Source organism: Pedobacter glucosidilyticus DSM 23534 (assembly GCF_000425145.1).
In the GTDB taxonomy this organism is placed as follows: Bacteria; Bacteroidota; Bacteroidia; order Sphingobacteriales; family Sphingobacteriaceae; genus Pseudopedobacter; species Pseudopedobacter glucosidilyticus.
In genome coordinates this window covers 14,017-32,795 of the sequence record NZ_AULF01000021.1, presented here as the reverse complement: position 1 = coordinate 32,795, position 18,779 = coordinate 14,017, and the positions used below count along the sequence as shown (strand labels likewise).

The 18,779-nt window shown below is 36.0% G+C and carries 14 protein-coding genes; 10 read left to right on the top strand and 4 right to left on the bottom strand.

Annotated elements, in window-relative coordinates:
• The first annotated feature begins 73 nt into the window (after nt 1–73).
• Nucleotides 74–1,351 carry an FAD-dependent oxidoreductase gene (locus H510_RS0108160; protein WP_026903877.1) on the top strand — a complete coding sequence of 426 codons (1,278 nt, stop codon included), beginning with the start codon at nt 74–76 and terminating at the stop codon, nt 1,349–1,351.
• Between the two features lie 79 nt (nt 1,352–1,430).
• Here H510_RS0108160 and H510_RS0108155 read toward each other — a convergent pair whose 3' ends face one another.
• Complete coding sequence (locus H510_RS0108155; RefSeq protein ID WP_026903876.1) at nt 1,431–3,905, bottom strand: TonB-dependent receptor; 2,475 nt, start codon at nt 3,903–3,905, stop codon at nt 1,431–1,433.
• A 318-nt stretch (nt 3,906–4,223) separates the two neighbouring features.
• Between H510_RS0108155 and H510_RS0108150 the strand changes: the two genes are divergently transcribed.
• The 3 genes from H510_RS0108150 to aat all read left to right on the top strand — a co-directional run bounded on the left by H510_RS0108150 (nt 4,224) and on the right by aat (nt 10,862).
• Nucleotides 4,224–7,067, top strand: a complete 2,844-nt coding sequence (locus H510_RS0108150) for a M16 family metallopeptidase (RefSeq protein ID WP_026903875.1) — start codon at nt 4,224–4,226, stop codon at nt 7,065–7,067.
• A 78-nt stretch (nt 7,068–7,145) separates the two neighbouring features.
• Nucleotides 7,146–7,718, top strand: a complete 573-nt coding sequence (locus tag H510_RS0108145; RefSeq protein WP_026903874.1) for a pentapeptide repeat-containing protein — start codon at nt 7,146–7,148, stop codon at nt 7,716–7,718.
• A gap of 2,514 nt (nt 7,719–10,232) precedes the next feature.
• On the top strand, nt 10,233–10,862 hold the full coding sequence (gene aat / locus H510_RS0108130; RefSeq protein ID WP_026903871.1) for a leucyl/phenylalanyl-tRNA--protein transferase: 630 nt from the start codon (nt 10,233–10,235) through the stop codon (nt 10,860–10,862).
• Here aat and H510_RS0108125 read toward each other — a convergent pair whose 3' ends face one another.
• Complete coding sequence (locus tag H510_RS0108125; RefSeq protein WP_026903870.1) at nt 10,863–12,086, bottom strand: TonB family protein; 1,224 nt, start codon at nt 12,084–12,086, stop codon at nt 10,863–10,865.
• Nucleotides 12,079–12,627, bottom strand: a complete 549-nt coding sequence (locus H510_RS0108120; RefSeq protein WP_026903869.1) for an RNA polymerase sigma factor — start codon at nt 12,625–12,627, stop codon at nt 12,079–12,081. Before H510_RS0108120 ends, H510_RS0108125 begins: the two co-directional genes overlap by 8 nt.
• A gap of 101 nt (nt 12,628–12,728) precedes the next feature.
• Here H510_RS0108120 and H510_RS0108115 point away from each other — a divergent pair, with 101 nt between their 5' ends.
• The 6 genes from H510_RS0108115 to H510_RS0108085 all read left to right on the top strand — a co-directional run bounded on the left by H510_RS0108115 (nt 12,729) and on the right by H510_RS0108085 (nt 18,058).
• A complete protein-coding gene (locus H510_RS0108115) occupies nt 12,729–14,588 on the top strand; it encodes a vWA domain-containing protein (RefSeq protein WP_026903868.1) in 1,860 nt (619 codons plus the stop codon).
• Between the two features lie 3 nt (nt 14,589–14,591).
• Nucleotides 14,592–15,323 carry a DUF4197 domain-containing protein gene (locus H510_RS0108110; RefSeq protein ID WP_026903867.1) on the top strand — a complete coding sequence of 244 codons (732 nt, stop codon included), beginning with the start codon at nt 14,592–14,594 and terminating at the stop codon, nt 15,321–15,323.
• A gap of 6 nt (nt 15,324–15,329) precedes the next feature.
• Nucleotides 15,330–15,665 (top strand): tRNA-binding protein, encoded by a 336-nt coding sequence (locus H510_RS0108105; protein ID WP_026903866.1) that lies wholly within the window; start codon nt 15,330–15,332, stop codon nt 15,663–15,665.
• Nucleotides 15,666–15,667: 2 nt separating this feature from the next.
• A complete protein-coding gene (locus H510_RS0108100; RefSeq protein ID WP_026903865.1) occupies nt 15,668–16,144 on the top strand; it encodes a nucleoside deaminase in 477 nt (158 codons plus the stop codon).
• Between the two features lie 81 nt (nt 16,145–16,225).
• Nucleotides 16,226–16,828, top strand: a complete 603-nt coding sequence (locus H510_RS0108095; RefSeq protein WP_026903864.1) for a superoxide dismutase — start codon at nt 16,226–16,228, stop codon at nt 16,826–16,828.
• A 222-nt stretch (nt 16,829–17,050) separates the two neighbouring features.
• Entirely contained in the window at nt 17,051–18,058 is a 1,008-nt protein-coding gene (locus H510_RS0108085) for a zinc-binding dehydrogenase (protein ID WP_245584806.1), read from the top strand.
• Here the strand turns inward: H510_RS0108085 and H510_RS0108080 are convergent.
• A complete protein-coding gene (locus H510_RS0108080; protein WP_026903861.1) occupies nt 18,055–18,777 on the bottom strand; it encodes a LytR/AlgR family response regulator transcription factor in 723 nt (240 codons plus the stop codon). The two genes, H510_RS0108085 and H510_RS0108080, sit on opposite strands and share 4 nt — an antisense overlap.
• Between the last annotated feature and the right edge of the window lie 2 nt (nt 18,778–18,779).

Sequence of the window (18,779 nt, the reverse complement as noted above, 5' to 3'; positions counted from 1 at the left end):
AGCTCTAGGCTTACAATAATTTTTATAGCTTTAACAAACAAACTTTAACAGTTAAATCTTCGTTTATCATTTTATGCTAAAAAAACTTACCTTCTTTATATTAACGTTTTTAACTAGCCAAGTTTTAGCACAGTATAAAACCGATGTTTTAGTACTAGGGGCCAGTGCTTCTGGTACAGCTACCGCTATACAAGCAGCCAGAAGTGGTGTAAAAGTTATACTGGTAGAGCCTAATAACTTTAGTATTGGTGCTATTGCGCCTAGTATGGATGTGCCGGCTTTTAATTTTGGTATCTGGAAAGAGTGGAAAGATGCTTACACCAAAAAACTAGATTCTCTACAAACCGACCCTCGTGTAGCGCTGGAAGGCATCGTTAGTAAAGTCAACAATTTGCGCTATTTTAAAGAAACCCAAGTTGTAAATATTGTTAAAAAAGGGAAATCCTGGGAGGTGAGCATCCAGAAAAATGGAAGTAAAATAGAAAAAATAAAAGCTGATGTATTGGTAGATGCTTTTTTTGATGCACAACAATCGCCAGTGTTAAAAGCCGGTATTGTAAAGTTAAATGATGGTCATATTAAAACCATAAGTAAATATACCCCAATAGAACGTGAAAAACCTTATGAACAAGTTTTAAAACTTTATAGAAGTAGCGGAGCAACAGGCTATGGGAAAGATAGCACTATGCTACATTATTTCCCTATGGGTGTATTTATCAGTGCCGAGCTTGATAACCTGCTTTTTGTTTCGCCACAAGCTGGTTTGATAGGTTGGCAGGCAGATGATTTTAAAAATATTGCTACTTGGGTAAACATTGGTCAACTAGCAGGGGCTTTAGCAGCCTATGGGCCATTTTTTGATGTGCCAACGGCAAAGGCAAATGTAAGAACCACACAAAATGAGGTTTTTGTTTATAAAGGCTTACTTTATCCGGTTTTAGATGTTAATACTACCGAGTATGCTTGGGCGGCAGTACAAAAAATTATCGCTACAGATATGATGAAGCATGATTTTGTTAAAGGGAAATTTAATCCGGATGAACATGTAAAACCAGAGGATATTAAAACCATTTTATCTGAGCTACATCCCCGCTCTAGAATTTGGTTTATAGAAAATCCTATTCAGGAACTTACCTTAAAAGATGCTGTTTCTTTAATCAGTTTTATCACTGGAAGAGAAATTTATGATATGAATAGGGAGTTAAATAGTAACTGGAAAATGAAATATGAGCTAGAGAGCGATTTTAAACCTGACAATTACGTTACTAAAAAAGAAATGACCATTATTTTTGATACCTATCTAAATCCTTACAGCATTGGAGTAAATATGCAAGGTATTTTTATCAAATAAGTTTTAAAGAGGTGAATAAATAAAAAAGCTGCTTTCAAAAGAATACTTGAAGCAGCTTTTTCGTAAGCAAGAAAATATTTTAAAACTTGGCACTTAAGCTTAGCAGAAAATTAGTTCCTGCTTGTGGGTAATAATAATTTTCTGTGATGAGGTTATTATCATAAATATAGCCAAAAGTATATCCATTACTTTCATACTTTTCATTAAAGATATTATTCACCAGTAAGCTTAAGTTCACATTTTTAACGCCTCTAAATTTAAGGTTATGACTCAGTCTTAAATCGTTGACAAAAAACGCATCTAATTTACGAGCGTTATTGCTGGTATTATCTAAATACTGGTCGCTAACATATTTGGTTAATAAAGCTATTTCCAAAGCTTTAATAGGCTTATAAGCAAACTCATTAGAGGCAATAAAAGAAGGCGAGAAAGCTATATCTGTATTGGTATATTGGTTTTCTGCTTGTCCTATAAAATCAAAATCAGCATCATAAATATCAAAAAACTCGCTAAACCTTTTTATTCTGTTTTGGCTTAAAGTGGCGGTAGCCGCCCAACTTAGCTGATTAAAAATTTGCCACTTAGCATCAAACTCGGCACCTATACGGTAGCTTCTATCCACATTATCTCTTACATAAGCACCAACATCATTAACCTCGCCCGTTAAAATCAATTGGTCTTTGTAAAACATCCCGTAAAGGTTAAAACCTGCTGTTACATTTTTTCTAAGGTAACGATAGCCTACTTCTATGTTGTCTAATCTTTCTGCTAGTGGTCTACTACCTGGTGAAGATTCTGTATAATCATCTCTATTAGGCTCTTTGTTAGCCCTGGCAAAAGAGGCATAAACATTACTTATTTTATCAATTTGGTAGGTTAAACCAAACTTTGGATTGAAAAAGTTTAGGATATCCCTTTGTTGAACATTATCACCAGCATTGTTAAAACCTAAGAAAGAGTAATCTACGCTTCTGTACTGTAAATCGGTATAAATACTAAGGTTGTTTAAGGTATAAGTTGCTTTACCAAAAACGTTAAAATCTGTTTTTGTAGCATCGTTATCATAATAACGTTGTTTGTTATTGTCTAACTGGGCAAATCTGGCCCAGATAACTTCACCAAAATGCGCTCCTTTGTATTCGTTATAAGCACCGCCCAAAGTAAAATCTAAGGCTTTACTTGGCTTATAATTTAAAGAATAGGTTAATCCGTAAAAATCATTATCTAACCAACGGCGGCGTACTAAATCTGTTTTATCAATAGTTTCTGCGCCAATCACAAAAGGGGCGAAGCCATAATCTTCAAAATCTTCTTGATGTTTAAACTCTTCATAATAACCTCTGCCACGGGTATAATGTAAAGCTCCGTTAAAAGATAACTGGCTATTTATTTCTTTTGCATATAGCAATTGGTAATGGTCTTGCTGATAATTATCTGTCTGATTATCATACAAATAGCTATTATACTTGCGTGGATTTGAATTGAAAAGGTTTAAAGAATCCTGCTGGGTAAAATAGGCAGAACCTAAATTATTAAAATAATGGGTTAATAAATCTGCTTGGCTTCCTCTCAATTTAGCCTCGGGCACTCCCGTCCAGGATTGATAAGTTTGCTCAGCACCAGAAAACACATTGGCTCTTAAAATGCTTGATTTACCATAATAAGCGCCAGATACATAGAAAGATTTTAAATCAGAAAATGCCCTGTCTATAAACCCATCAGACTTGATTCTGGATAATCTGCCATCAATACTAAACTTACCATTGATAAGGCCTGTTCCTATTTTTAATGTATTTTTAATGGTCCCAAAAGAACCTATTGAGTTGTTAACCTCAGCAAAAGCCGAATCATTACGGGTAGAAGTTTGGATGTTTAAGCTTGCTCCAAAAGCACCTGCTCCGTTGGTAGAGGTTCCCACACCTCTTTGTATTTGGATATTATCAACCGATGAAGCAAAATCAGGTAGGTTAACCCAAAAAGTACCTTGGCTTTCGGTATCATTATAAGGGATACCGTTGATGGTTACATTGATACGTGTAGCATCAGAACCACGAATACGGATACCCGTGTAACCAATACCAGCACCTGCATCTGATGTTACCACAACAGATGGTGTTTGGTTTAGCAAGAAAGGTAAATCTTGCCCGAAATTATTCTTTTCAATATCAGCTTTGCTTAGGTTTTTATATGTAGTTGCCGAGTTTGCCGATGCTCTGGTAGCACTTACGATAACCTCATCAGCCAGAAATAAAGCTTTTTCTAAAGCTAAATCAACTTGTGTTTCTCCATTGATACTGATGTTTTTAACCAAAGGTTTGAACCCTAAAAAAGTGATTTGAATTTGGTAATTGCCGTTTCTTAGTTTATTGAAGCTGAAACTTCCATTTGCATCGGTTTGGGTTTGTAGATTGTAATCTAACAAAGTAACGGTAGCACCTGCCATGGCTTCCTTAGTTGCGGCATCGGTTATTTTACCTTTTAAAATGGTGTTTTGTGCCAGCAACCATAACGGAGCAGCAATTGCCATAAGAACTGTTAATGTAAATTTTCTCAATGTTATAGAATTAAAAAATTAAACAAAAGCAGCTAGGGGCTACACTACTCTACAAAATATATTTGCTTTTACCTATTCCCTACGCCGGCATTATCCGGATCAGGTGCTTAGAAAGGTTAAAGGTGCATGCCTTTTTGCCAATCTAATGGGTATAATCTCAGCCTGTATTTGTGTTTGCTTATCATCTTAGCAATACAAGGCACCCCTAATGATGGTGCAAATATACACCTTATTTATAATCATCAAAAAGTTTACATCAATTAAGCGTAACAAAACTTATATTTAGCAGTCAAAAGCTTTAAAACAACACTAACAAGTATGAAATTTAACCACTATGCTATTGCGCTAACTTTGGGTATGGCCGTTTATGCCTGTAGCCCTAAAGTTACAGGAGACAACCATAAGCAGGAGACTGCTGCAGCTGCTGCAACAATTCCGGCAGACAGTAATGTCATCATTAAAACATTACCAAATGGCTTAACTTATTACATCAGAAAAAATGTGGAACCTAAAAATAGGGCAGAGCTTTATTTGGTTAATAAAGTAGGTTCTATCTTAGAAAGCGACGATCAACAGGGCTTAGCGCATTTTACAGAACACATGGCCTTTAATGGCACCAGAGACTTTCCTAAAAACGAGTTAATCAGTTATTTGCAGAAAGCTGGTGTTAGGTTTGGAGCAGATTTAAATGCTTATACAGGCTTTAACCAAACGGTGTATCAATTGCCGCTGCCAACAGATAGCGTAGAAGTATTTAAAAAAGGCTTTGATATTTTAGCCAACTGGGCAGGGCATGTAACTTTTGAGGATAAAGAAATAGATCAGGAACGTGGGGTAATTATTGAGGAAGATCGCCAGCGTGGTAAAAATGCTCAGGAAAGAATGAGCAAGCAATTATTACCCGTTCTTTTAGCAAATTCTAAATATGCTGAGCGCCTGCCCATAGGTAAAATTGATGTATTACAATCTTTCAAGTATGAAACCCTTAAAGCTTTTTATAAAGATTGGTATCGTCCAAACTTACAGGCTATCATCGCTGTAGGAGATTTTGATGTTGCCGAGGTTGAAAAATTGATTATCGATAATTTCTCTGAGCTAAAAAATCCAGAGAATGAAAGAAAGAGAGAAGCGTTTAGCATTCCTGGCAACAAAGAACCTTTAGTAAAAATCATTACCGATCCTGAGTTTCCTTATAACGTTGCAGCTATTACTGTAAAACACCCCGAGGTGGTAGAAACAACAGAAGATCAACTCATCACCAAAATTAAAACCAGTATGATTAATAGCATGCTTGGTAATCGTTTAACAGAGATAGTACAGAAAGGAAATGCACCTTTTATTTTTGCACAAAGTAGTTATAGTGCTTTCCAAGGTGGTTTGGTAAATCTGGACGCATTTAATAGCGTTGCTGTTTCTAAAGATGCAGCAGGCTTAAAAGCAGCGGTACAAGCCGTAATAGCAGAAAACGTAAGAATGAAAAAATTTGGTTTTACCCAAACAGAGTTAGATAGAGTGAAAACCAATATCATGACAGGGGTAGAAAAACAGTTTAAAGAGAAAGACAAAACCAAATCTACCAACTTTGTGCAGCTTTACGTTCAAAACTTTTTAAAAGGGCAGGCTATACCATCTGTAGATTATACTTATAATTTCTACAAGAAAAATCTGGATAAAATTACCCTAGAGGATGTAAATAAACTGGCGGCTACTTTCTTTACCGAAGAAAATTTAATTGCCATTTTACAAGCTCCTGAAAAAGAAAAAGCCAATTTACCATCTGAAACCGAATATATTAATTGGATTAAAACTGCCGGAGCAGATGTACAGCCTTATGTAGACCAAGTGGTTACAAAACCGTTGATGGCTCAAAAACCTAAGGCTGGTACCATTACTTCTGAAAAGAAAATAGCTGAGCTAAATGTAACTGAGCTAACCTTATCTAACGGGGTTAAAGTTGTTTTAAAACCTACAGATTTTAAGAACGACCAAATCATTTTTGCTGCAACCAGTAAAGGAGGTACATCTTTAGCCGGCGATGATATTTTCCGCTCGGCAGAAATGGCAGACCAATTGGTAAACGCATCTGGTATTGCCGAGTTTGATGAAAGTCAATTAGGTAAATTATTAACTGGAAAAGTAGTTGGCGTTAGTCCGTCTATTAGTACTTTCAGAGAAGGCTTAAGCGGCTCATCATCACCAAAAGATTTTGAAACAGCTTTACAGTTAACTCATTTATACTTTACGGCTCCAAGAAAAGACGAAAAAGTTTTAAAAACACAGTTAGAAGAAATGAAAGCGGTTTTAGCAAACCGCGAATCGCAACCTAGTGCTGTTTATCAGGATACTTTAAGTGCGGTAATGAATTCTTACAAGAAAAGAGCACAAGCTATCAAAATTAACGAGCTAGACCAGATTACTGCTGATAAAGCTTTAAATTTCTACAAAGAGCGCTTTGCAAATGCCGGCGATTTTACCTTTACTTTTGTAGGGAACTTTAACGTTGAGGAGGTTAAGCCCCTGTTAGCGCAATACTTAGGTAGTTTACCTGCTAACAATAACAAAGAGAATTTTAAAGATTTAGGTTTAGAACCCCTTAAAGGTGATATCACTAAAAAAGTTTATAAAGGCTTAGAGGATAAAGCAACTGTAGCTTTAATTTACCATGGAGATTATAACTATTCTGACGAAGAAAACCTTCAATTAGACGCATTAAAAGCTATTTTAGATATTAAAATAACAGAGCGTTTAAGAGAAAAAGAAAGTGGCGTGTATAGCCCAAGGGTTGGAATTAGCTATAACGATGAGCCTAAAGAAAAATATACCATCAGTATTAATTTTAGCTGCGCTACTGCTAACGTAGATAAACTTATTGCTGCTGCCATTGATGAGGTTAATAAACTCAAACAAAACGGAGCAACAGCAGAAGATATCCAAAAGTTTAATGCAGAAGAAAGAAGACAGTTAGAAATTCAGTTAAGAGATAATGGTTTTTGGTTGGGATACCTACAAAATGCTTACGCAAGTGGCGAAGACCCTAAAAAGGTGCTTAGTTACTTAGATACCTTAAAACAGGTAACCACAAGCAGTAGTAAAGCTAGTGCAGCAAAGTACTTTAACCAAAATAATTTTGTAAGGATGATTTTACTACCTGAAAAGAAATAGTTATGTTAACCTCATGATTAAAGATGGACGATGGCATAGCACATCGTCCATCTTTTTTTAAGAATAATATAGGAAGTGATGGCAACATTTTTTATTGAAGAAAAAACCTTTGAACAGATTGACTTTACAACATCCATGCTGGAAAAAGCATCTTATGAGAATTGTAAATTTATCAATTGTAATTTTGAAAGCCTTCATCTGTTTAATTATAGTTTTTTAGATTGCACTTTTAAAGACTGTAATCTTAGCATGGCAAAGCTTTCTAAAACAGCTTTTAGAAATATCCATTTTGATGCCTGCAAACTCTTGGGCTTAAAGTTTGAAGATTGTCATACTTTTGGTTTAGCCTTCTCTTTTACAGCTTGTAACCTCAACCATTCGTCCTTTTATAGTTTAAAAATTAAAGGCACAAAATTTATCAATTGTAGCCTGCAAGAGGTAGATTTTACTGATACCGATTTAAGTAATGCAGATTTTACCGATTGTAATTTATTAAAAGCCACGTTTAGTAATACCAATTTACAGAAAGCTGATTTTAGTACAGCGTATAACTTTAGCATCCACCCGGAGGCTAATTTGCTAAAAAAGGCTAAATTTTCTATGCACCATCTTAGCGGCTTGCTCCATCATTATCAAATTGAAATTGTTTAACGTTTCAGTTTGTAAATTTTATGTGTACATTGGATAATCCTGAAAGACCTTGTTTCATATTTAAAAGTGCCAAATAAAAAAAGCGCATACGCTTTGTATTTCCTCATAAATTCATCAAATACGGGCTGTAAATATGCTCTTATCATATATCCTTTCGTTTTAAGGGTTTAACCATGGTGCCAAATTTTCTTTTGTAATGCTATCTATTTTTTATTTGCGCTAAAGGTGGTGTTTTGCGAAATTCATGTCAATAGCCAGAGCCTATTTTGCCGGCTTTTGCCGTCAGTTGCCGCCATTTGCTGGCTTTTGCCAGTCTTTTTGCACACTTGTTCGAGACCTCTTCGAGACTTGTTCGGGAAATAGGGGTGTTTTCCCGAAGAAGACTCGAACCTGTCTGGGAGGAGTCCCTTGTCTAATCAATTTTTTACACTTGTGCTGTTGTTGTTTATAACTATTAAAGTATCTTAATTATGAGGAATAGCAACACGAAAAAGTGCTGCTTCAAGCTTTGCGAAAAGATTCGCTGAAAATACATTTTCAAAGTGGGTCGCTTAAACATACAGTACAAAGGAAAAGCATTCCGACTTTTTTCCCTCACTAGTGCAAGTCTTAGTGAGTATTGGTTAAGAGGGAGAGCCTGACTTGTGCTTATTTAATAAAAGCACTACCACTAAAAATGAGTTCAAAATATAAGTTTAACAGTCCTTATTCAATGCTGTCTAAGTTTAATAGAAAGATGTATTTACAATAATAAAGGCACAAGTGAAATCAAGCTAGAAGACGACTTTAGACCTCTAAAAGAACTTGGCAAGGACACTGTGATTTCAAAAGGCATGGTTAATTATTGGATAACTAAAAACACAGACCCCAAAGGTCCAACTCAACACGGATTTAAGAATGTTAAAACTTTCTATGACAAAAACTATAACAAGTCAGACAAGACCAAGAACGCTGACTTTTGGGAAGAGATTGTTTTTACATCAACAGGACAGCTTTTAAAAACAGAAAGGAAATTCTAATGCCAACGAAGCAGTCTCACACATTGACAAGTCGCTAAAAACAAAATCCTAAAATGGCGCAAGAATGATGACCAAGCCAAGCGGGCAAAGGCTTCTTGTGCCAGATAGAAGCAAAGACTTTAATATGCGGTAGGAAGTATAACTTCTCAATTAAGTTAAAAACAGGGATAATGATTTAGTAACCAAACACAAGTATTCAACACACTGGGCTCAGGCTGCAAACTATTGTACTGGTAAAACATAGTTATACACCTTTTTGTGGACATTACTTAAATCTACCAAGTAAATGACCTAAAACATTTGTAAGAAAATATCATCATATAGGATAAACAGAAATAATATTATTCAGTAGGTAGTCGCGAAATGCGACCACCTCAAAGTGGGAATTAAAATATGGCAAAAGATAAAATACTTGTGAGTATCCTCAATGGCGCAATAATGATGACCAAGGCAAGCGGGCAAAGGCTTCTTGTGCCAGATAAGAGAAAGTTTAAGGCTTACACTAGATTGTAATTATATAAGTAATTATGAATATTAAGCTAATGCTAGTTTTTTTGTTGTTTTTTATTGTGGGGTTAATTATTATGTTTAAACATAAATTCTATCATTATTCCACTAATGATATGTTATTTGCTACCAAATTTAAAATTTTTTTATCTGGATTATTAGCAAGTCTAATTGGGGTTTATGGATTGTTTAAGCTTTTTATTGAGTAAGAAATTTTTTTGTGAAATCAAGTTTTATTATTTGTGTTGTTTTCTTGATTATTGGAATAATAATAATGTAGAATAATAGATGTTTTTATTTACGTAGTAATACGATGTTACTTCCAACAGAATTAAAATTGTTTCTAAGCGGCTTGGTTTTAAGCGTACTTGGATTGTGGGGCTTATTTACTATTGTTTAATAACTCCCTTTTTTATCCCCCACCTTTAAGTGTATATTCGTGTTATGCTTTGGACACAACGTTTTTTTGCTTTGCTAGATGTTATTTGTTTAGTTTTATTAGCAGAGCAGGCTTATACCCAATACCAATCATTATTATCCAATGAGGTTTTAACAAGTTTAGAATTCTTCTCGAGAACACTTTTTTTATTGGGTTGGGGTTCCTTAATTTTCTCGGCAATTTTATTGGCCATTCCTAAAAAAGCAGGACTTTGGTTGTATTACGCACAGCTCCCGCTAAGGCTTATCTTTTTTTTATTTTCTCTTTCGGGTTTATCTCTTTACTCACCTATATCGTCAACTGGCCAATCATTACCAATATGTTGATGCCTTTGATTGTTTTTGGCGAGTTGTTGAGGCTTTATTATGCTGTACAGATACACAGAAATTATCATAAATAAAAAAATCTGTCCCCAACCACAGGAACAGATTAACCAAATAAATCAAAAAATTATCTAATGAAAAGATGCTTATGATAATTAAAACCAATTTTTGGACAGCCTAAACAAGGCTTAAGTTTAACACCCATAAAAATATTTTTGTAACAAAGATGATATTTGAGCTCAGTGAAGATTTAGTATTTCCTAATCCGGCTCATGCTGAGGAAGATGGTTTACTTGCCGTAGGCGGAGATTTATCTGTTGAGCGTTTATTGCTGGCTTATAGCCACGGCATATTCCCATGGTTTAATGATGATACGCCTATTCTTTGGTATGCCCCTCATGAACGTTTTGTATTATTTCCTGATGAAATTAAAATCAGCAAAAGCATGAAACAAGTTTTAAAACGCCAAGAGTTTCAAATATCTCTAAATAAAGCTTTCGCTGATGTTATTACCGCCTGTGCAACCATAAACCGTGATGGACAAGACGGCACTTGGATTACCACAGACATGCAAGCAGCTTATATCAAACTTCATGAAAAAGGTTATGCACATGCTGTTGAAGTTTGGAAAGACGAGAAACTAGTAGGCGGCTTATATGGGGTCCTCATCAACGGTGTTTTCTGCGGCGAGTCTATGTTTGCTCGTGTAAGTAATGCTTCTAAAATGGCCTTGATATGGCTTTGCCAAAATCTAGAACTTAAACTTATTGATTGTCAGGTTCATACTGCACACCTAGAAAGTATGGGAGCCAGAATGATTGACAGAGAAAGCTATCTTAAAATCTTACAGTCTTAATTAGTTAAACCTGATACTTACTTTAAAAGTTTCTGGCTTTCCGTTGGATGAGCCTTGCCACGATGAATAATTTTTAATCAATTCAATAGCCTTGGCATCAGCTTGCTTATTTAAACTTTTAAGGATGTTAAAATCTTTAAGTTCGCCATTAGGCATAATAGTAAACTGTACTGCAACAGCACCTCTGGAACCTGCTAATTTATTATTGGCCTTGATGTATTTTCTAAAATCAACCCAGCCTTTAACCGGACCAGCAATTTTATTAATTTTAGTTCCGTACCCCACTACAACTACTTCTGATAATGATTTTTCATCCTCTTTTAGCGTAACATTTAACTTATTTTGGTTGGCAATTTTCACCTCTTCATTTAAAAAACCTAAATAAGAACTGTTAAGCGTTTGCCCTTGTGTGGCAGCAATAGAAAACTCGCCCTCAGCATTGCTTAATGCTACTTCTTTGGTTTGCTGGTTGGTAATTTGTACGCCTGGTAAAGGCAAGCCATTTTCATCAACTACCTTACCCGAAATTTTAGCTAAAGAGGCTGTTTTACTTAAAGCAGTGTTTTCTGATTCTTGTACAGCTACGCCGGCAACCCTTCCAGATAAAGTAGCTACTGCACCAGAAATTTCGGCCTTCTTTTGTGTGCCATAGCCTATAACTATTACTTCATCTAAATCTAAAGTATCTTTCTTTTGTGTTGCTTCTAGCGGAATAGGATCTGCTAAACCCTGCTCAGAAAATTTACTTCTTGGTTTTTTTATGGTGGTAACCACCGTAGGACTTTCTTCTATGATTTTAAAATTCTCATCCTCTTTTAGCGTTTGAGCATCGCCGTTAAGGATATTTTCTTCTTCTTTCTCGCCCTGTGGTACTTTGGTTATCTCGGGCACATCTTTCATCCGGATAGAAGTATTTTCTGCGGGTTGGTTCAGGTAAATGCTTATAAAGCCAATCAGTACCACCACAGAAGCCGCAATAGCCCAACTAGCATAGCCACCCAATATTTTTTGCTTACGCTGATGTTTCTGAATGCTTTGTTCTAAACGTTTATTTAAATCTGCTATTTCTGTTGCTTGAAGTTGATGGTCCTGAAAACCATCTAAAGCATCGGCTAGAAAAGGGTCATCCAGTGCTCTTTGCTCTAATTGTTGCATAGAGCGGCTATCCAACTCGTTACGATGGTATTTTTGTATAAGTTCTATATCTGTTAGCTGCTTATTCACCGTTCTTTTCTATACAAATTTTTAAATTTCTTTTACCGTTTTGGATATAGCTTTTTACTTTCTGTAACTCATAACCTGTTAAAGCAGCAACCTCTGCATAACACTTTTGTTGTAGATAGAATAAATCTACACTTAATTTTTGCTCATGGTTAAGACTTTCTAAACAGCGTTCCATTGCTTTTAACTTTTGCTCTTTCTCTTGACTATCTTCATGATGCAAAAAAGGTTCATTTTCCATAAGCACATCATCAAAAGAAATGGTTATGTTTTTCTGTGCTTTACGTAAAATCATTAAACAATGGTTTCTGCAAACCACATAAAGCCAACTTTTAAAATAGCTTATCTCGTGTGTTTTTACTTTTTGTATAAGCTCTTCAAAAATCTGGATAACAGCATCTTTACTAAGCTCCTCATCTTTGAGATATTTTAGAGCTACACCATAAACCAGCGGCATATAAGGTTTATACAGCTCTCCTAAGACATTTAAGTCGCCAGATTTTTTATACTGTACAATCAGTTTATGGTCTGTAGCTGTATCCAAGTTTAATAGGAGTATTAGATTTTAATCAATATTAATAAAAATTATTTTCTATTATGGAATTTTAGGTTTTATAACATCTCATCTAAAAAAAACTAAAAAACATGAAAACACTTACTTTATTTCTGATGGTCTTTTTCCCGGTATGGGTTTGCGGCCAAATTAACACTAAAACCATAAGCGGTTATGTTTACCAAAGTTCTGATAAAACGCCATTACCGGGAGTTCAGGTTCAGGTTAAAGATCATCCGAACCAGAAAACCCTAACCAATGCAAGCGGATATTTTAAAATAACGCTATCCTCTAACGATAAAATATTAGAGTTTAGTTTTTTAGGATTTAAAAAACGTGAGGTTACCATCAGAAAGCAAACTTCTTTAAAGGTTTATTTGGATAAAGATACCCATACCTTAGATGAGGTTGTGGTTGTAGGCTATGGTACACAAAAGAAAATGAGTATGACAGGCGCAGTGGATATTTCAGGGAAAGCTGAGGGTATGACTTCACAGCACTATATGATCAATCATCATGCTCCACAAGATTTTAATACAGAATCTTACTCGGCCATTTCAGAAAATGGCTTTAAAACTTCGCTCTCCAATCCGCTATCAACCTTCTCTATTGATGTAGATGCTGCTTCTTACAGTAATATGAGGCGTTTTATCCAAAACGGACAGTTACCACCCAAAGATGCCGTACGTATAGAAGAGTTGATAAATTATTTCCAATATCCTTACGAGGCACCTAAAGGAAAACATCCTATCCATATCCAAACAGAGATAACTACAGCGCCTTGGAACAAGAAACACCAATTGGTTAAAATCGGCTTAAAAGCCAAACCAATAGCAACGGATAATTTACCTGCTGCCAATTTGGTTTTCTTGATAGATGTTTCTGGCTCTATGCAAGGTTCTAGCAGATTGGGTTTGCTAAAAACGGCTTTTAAACTATTAACAAATCAACTTCGCGAGCAAGATAAAGTTTCTATAGTGGTTTATGCTGGTGCGGCAGGGGTAGTATTGCCCGCTACTTCTGGCGATGATAAAACTAAAATTAAAGCTGCTTTAGAGCGATTAGAAGCCGGTGGCTCTACTGCCGGAGGTGCAGGTATTAAAAAGGCTTATGAAATTGCTCGCTCTCAATTTATTAAAGGTGGCAATAACCGAGTTATTTTAGCTACCGATGGTGATTTTAACGTGGGTGCTTCTAGCGATGCTGAGATGCAACGTTTGATTGAGGAAAACAGAAATGATGGCGTGTTTTTAACCGTTTTAGGTTTTGGGATGGGTAATTTAAAAGACAGCAAGATGGAGGCTTTGGCCGATAAAGGAAACGGCAATTACGCTTATATTGATAACATGAATGAGGCCAAGAAAGTATTGGTTAACGAGTTTGGTTCTACCCTGTTTACCATAGCCAAGGATGTTAAATTACAGGTAGAGTTTAATCCATCAAAAGTTAAGGCTTACCGTTTAATAGGTTACGAAAACAGGTTATTAAATAAAGAAGATTTTGCTGATGATACTAAAGATGCTGGTGATATGGGTGCTGGCCATTCGGTTACAGCCTTGTATGAAGTTATCCCGGTAGGTGTGCAAAGCAAATTTGTGAAAAAGGATGACGATTTAAAATACCAGCAAGCAGGTAGCATCAAAAATTCGGCTGAGTTATTGACGGTTAATGTGCGTTATAAAAATCCGGGAAACGAGGAAAGTATTTTATTGAGTCATCCTTTCATAGCTGATGATACTTCTCTGGAAAAAGCATCAACAGATTTAAAATTTGCGGCTGCTATAGCTACATTTGGAATGTATTTAAGAAATTCTGAATATTTACAGGATTTTAATTATACCGACTTACTTACTTTAGCAAAAGCAGGTAAAGGAGAAGATAAGGAAGGATACCGAGCTGAGTTTATACAACTGATAGAGAATGCTCGTTTAATAAAATCATCAAAAGAATAAAACATGAAAAAAATTGCTTTAGCAGCAGCTATTACAACTACTTTTTTACTAAGCAGTTGCGAAACTTTAAACCAATATGCGGGTGCTTATGGTGGTGTGCTTAACCAAGTGGTTACGCCAACACAAACCGAAATGAGCATGGGTTTAAAACAAGCCTTAGAATTTGGTACTAATTACAGTGCCGATAGATTATCTGCCAAAGATGGTTTCTTAGGCAATATGGCTGTTAAAATTTTATTTCCTGATGAAGCCAAAAAAGTAGAAAACACTTTGCGTTCTTTAGGTTTAAACCAGCTTTGCGATAATGTTATTTTAAGCTTAAACCGGGCTGCTGAGGATGCTGCAAAAGAAGCCAAACCTATTTTTGTGGCTGCTATCAAGCAAATGACTTTTCAGGATGTGAGCAATATTTTATTAGGTCAGCAAGATGCTGCTACCAATTATTTTAAAAGAACAACCAGTAGTTTATTAGCGCAAAAATTTAGACCAGTAATAGAAAGTAGCATCAATAAAGTAGGTGCTACCCGTTACTGGACTGATGTTACTACCCGATACAATAAAATACCTTTGGTAAAACCTATACAAACAGATTTAACAGGTTATGTTACCGATAAAGCTATAGCCGGCCTATTTGTAGAAATAGCTCAAGAAGAGTTAAAAATAAGACAGCAGGTATCGGCAAGGTCTACGCCTTTATTGCAAAAAGTATTTGGTTACGCTGCTACTAAAAAGTAACAGGTTATGGAGGTTATCAACTGGGCAGATTTTGAAAAAGTTGAGTTAAGGGCCGGCACCATCGTAGAAGTGATGCCTTTTCCGGAAGCTAAGAAACCCGCTTGGAAGGTGAAAGTAGATTTTGGCGAGCTGGGTATTAAATGGTCTAGCGCACAAATTACTATACATTATCAAGAAGAAGACTTAATAGGTAAACAAATTATAGGTGTTATAAATTTCCCTAAAAAGCAGATAGGGAAGTTTATGTCTGAGTTTTTAGTTACCGGTTTCCCGGATGAAAATGGTGCGATTATACTGGCTACAACAGAGCGTAGAGTGCCTAATGGAGCAAAATTGATTTAAATATGCGTTATACTTTTGGTGAAGAGCCTGAAATTTCTCCTGATGAATTTTACATGAAAGAAGCTTACAAAGAAGCTTTGTTAGCTCTGGATGCGGATGAGGTACCCATTGGTGCAATTGTTGTAGCTGCTAACGGTAGAATTATTGGTAGAGGGCATAACCTTACCGAGCGCTTAAATGATGTTACTGCCCATGCAGAAATGCAAGCTTTTACAGCCGCAAGTAATGCTATGGGTGGCAAATATCTAAAAGATTGCACTTTATATGTAACGATAGAGCCTTGTGTGATGTGTGCAGGAGCTTCTTATTGGACACAAGTAAGTAGGATTGTTTTTGGTGCTTACGATGCTCAAAGAGGTTTTAGTAGGGTTAGTCCTACAATCTTACATCCGAAAACCGTTTTTGTAGGGGGTGTTTTACAAGAACAGTGTGGAGATGTAGTGCGTAAATTCTTTCAGGAAAAGAGAAAGAAATCTTAACATTAATAAAACAAAAAATACCTGTAGTACTTTATCTTTGTAAAATTAACTCATATTGTTAAATCTTAAAATAAATAAATTATGGCTTTTGAATTACCAGCGTTACCATACGCAACAAACGCATTAGAACCACATATTGATGCTACAACAATGGAAATCCACCATGGTAAACACCATGCTGCTTATGTTACCAATTTAAACAAAGCTTTAGAAGGTAAAGAAGACGGTTCTTCTATTGAAGAAATTTGCCAAAATATTTCTGCTTACCCTGCTGCTGTAAGAAACAATGGTGGTGGTCATTATAATCACTCTTTATTTTGGTCTGTAATGGGTCCAAATGCGGGTGGTGCACCAAGTGGCGAGTTGGCTGATGCTATCAATGCTGCTTTTGGTTCTTTTGAAGATTTCAAAACTAAATTTGCTGAAGCAGGTGCTACCCGTTTTGGTTCTGGTTGGGCGTGGTTAATTGTGGCTGATGGTAAATTAGCAGTAACTTCAACTCCAAACCAAGACAACCCTTTAATGGATATTGCTGAGGTTAAAGGTACACCAATCTTAGGTATGGATGTTTGGGAGCATGCTTACTACCTAAAATATCAAAACAAACGTCCTGATTATATTGCTGCATTTTGGAATGTAGTTAATTGGGATGCTGTTGCAGAGCGTTTTGCAGCTGCAAAATAATTTGGCATTATTTTAATGCTTATAAAAGCGGAGGGAAATTCATCTCTCCGCTTTTTTTATGTTTATGAAAAAATTATCCATTCCCGGTTTGCTTTTACTGGTAACTTTTTTAAGTAGTTGCGAGGCTATAGGTACTATTTTTAAAGCTGGTTATTATGTAGGTATATTTGTTGTGGTGATTGTATTGGCAATCATATTTTTTATATACAACAAATTTAAAAGATGATGAAAGCTTTAGTGCTTCACGGCATAAAAGAACCCCTTAAATTAGAAGAAGTTAGCAAACCTACGCTCAATACTGGCGAGGTATTGGTAAAGATTAAAGCAGCAGCTTTTAATCGTAGAGATTACTGGATACAACAAGGCAAATATGCAGGCTTAAAGTTCCCTATTACTTTAGGTTCTGATGGCTGTGGTGTTGTGGCAGAAGTTTATGACGATGCCAACCAACACTGGATAAGCAAAGAAGTAGTTATCAACCCATCATTTAACTGGGGCGATGCTCCAAATTATCAAGGAAAAGACTTTAAAATATTAGGTTTGCCAGATGATGGTACTTTTGCAGCCTATGTTAAAGTACCTGTAGCACAAGTTTACGAAAAGCCTAAATATCTAAACCATATAGAAGCTGCAGCTTTCCCCTTGGCAGGATTAACCGCATACCGGGCTTTATTTACCAAAGCGCAGCTTAAAAAAAATGAAAAAGTATTGATTGTGGGTATAGGTGGTGGCGCAGCTACTTTTGCTTTACTTTGGGCTGTTTATGCAGGTGCTGAGGTTTATGTAACCTCTGGTTCTGATGATAAAATAGCCAAAGCAATTACGCTAGGAGCAAAGGGTGGTATAAACTATAAAAGCCCAAGTTATGATACAGATTTGCAAGCCTTAGCTGCTGATGGTTTTGATGTGATTATAGATAGCGCTATTGGCGAAGGTTTTGCTAAACACTTAAACCACGTAAAACCTGGTGCTCGTTTGGTTTTCTTTGGCGCTACTGCCGGAGATTTACCACCTCTTAATGCCCGTATCATCTTCTGGAAACAACTACAAATTATGGGTACAACGATGGGTACGGCTCAAGAATTTGAGGATATGCTACAATTTATGACCAAACATGAAATTAAACCTGTGGTAGAAAGCGTTTTTCCTTGCGAAGATGCAGAAAAAGCTATCCGTTTAATGGATCAATCAGATCAGTTTGGAAAGATTGTGATTACTTTCGAGGATTAAACATTTCTGCTCTCGATAGCTTTAAAAAATCCATCCCGGTAGGTGTCTCCTATCGGGATAATTTTATCTCCAATACTGATGCGGCTACGCTCTATACTTTCAATTTTATCTAAAGCAAGAATATAAGATTTATGTACCCTGATGAATTGATGCTCTGGTAAAACATCCTCCATTTTTTTCATGCTTTGCAAGGTAATGATACGTTCTGTTTTGGTATAGATGGAGATATAATCTTTCAAACCCTCAATAAACAAAATATCATTTAAGTATATCTTTTGGATTTTATGCTCCGTTTTAACAAAAATAAAATTATTGATGGGGGCTGGAGCAGCATTAGTTTCTACAGGAAGCGGAGCCGCTACATTACATAACAATTGTTGTGCTTTTTGTGCTGCTTGGTAAAAACGCTCAAAAGCTACTGGCTTTAATAGATAATCAACCACATTAAGCTCATAACCTTCTAAAGCATACTCTTGGTAGGCAGTAGTTAAAATTACCTTACACTTCCCGTTAGCGATTTTTAAAAACTGAATACCTGTTAGTTCTGGCATTTGCACATCAAGGAAAACCAAATCAGCTTCGCCGTTTTGTACGGCCATTAAAGCTTCAATAGGGTTTTGATAGCTTTTAACTAGGGTAAGAAAAGGTATTTTCTCGATATAATCAGAGATTATATCGATAGCCAAAGGCTCGTCATCTACAACAAGGCAGCGTATCATGG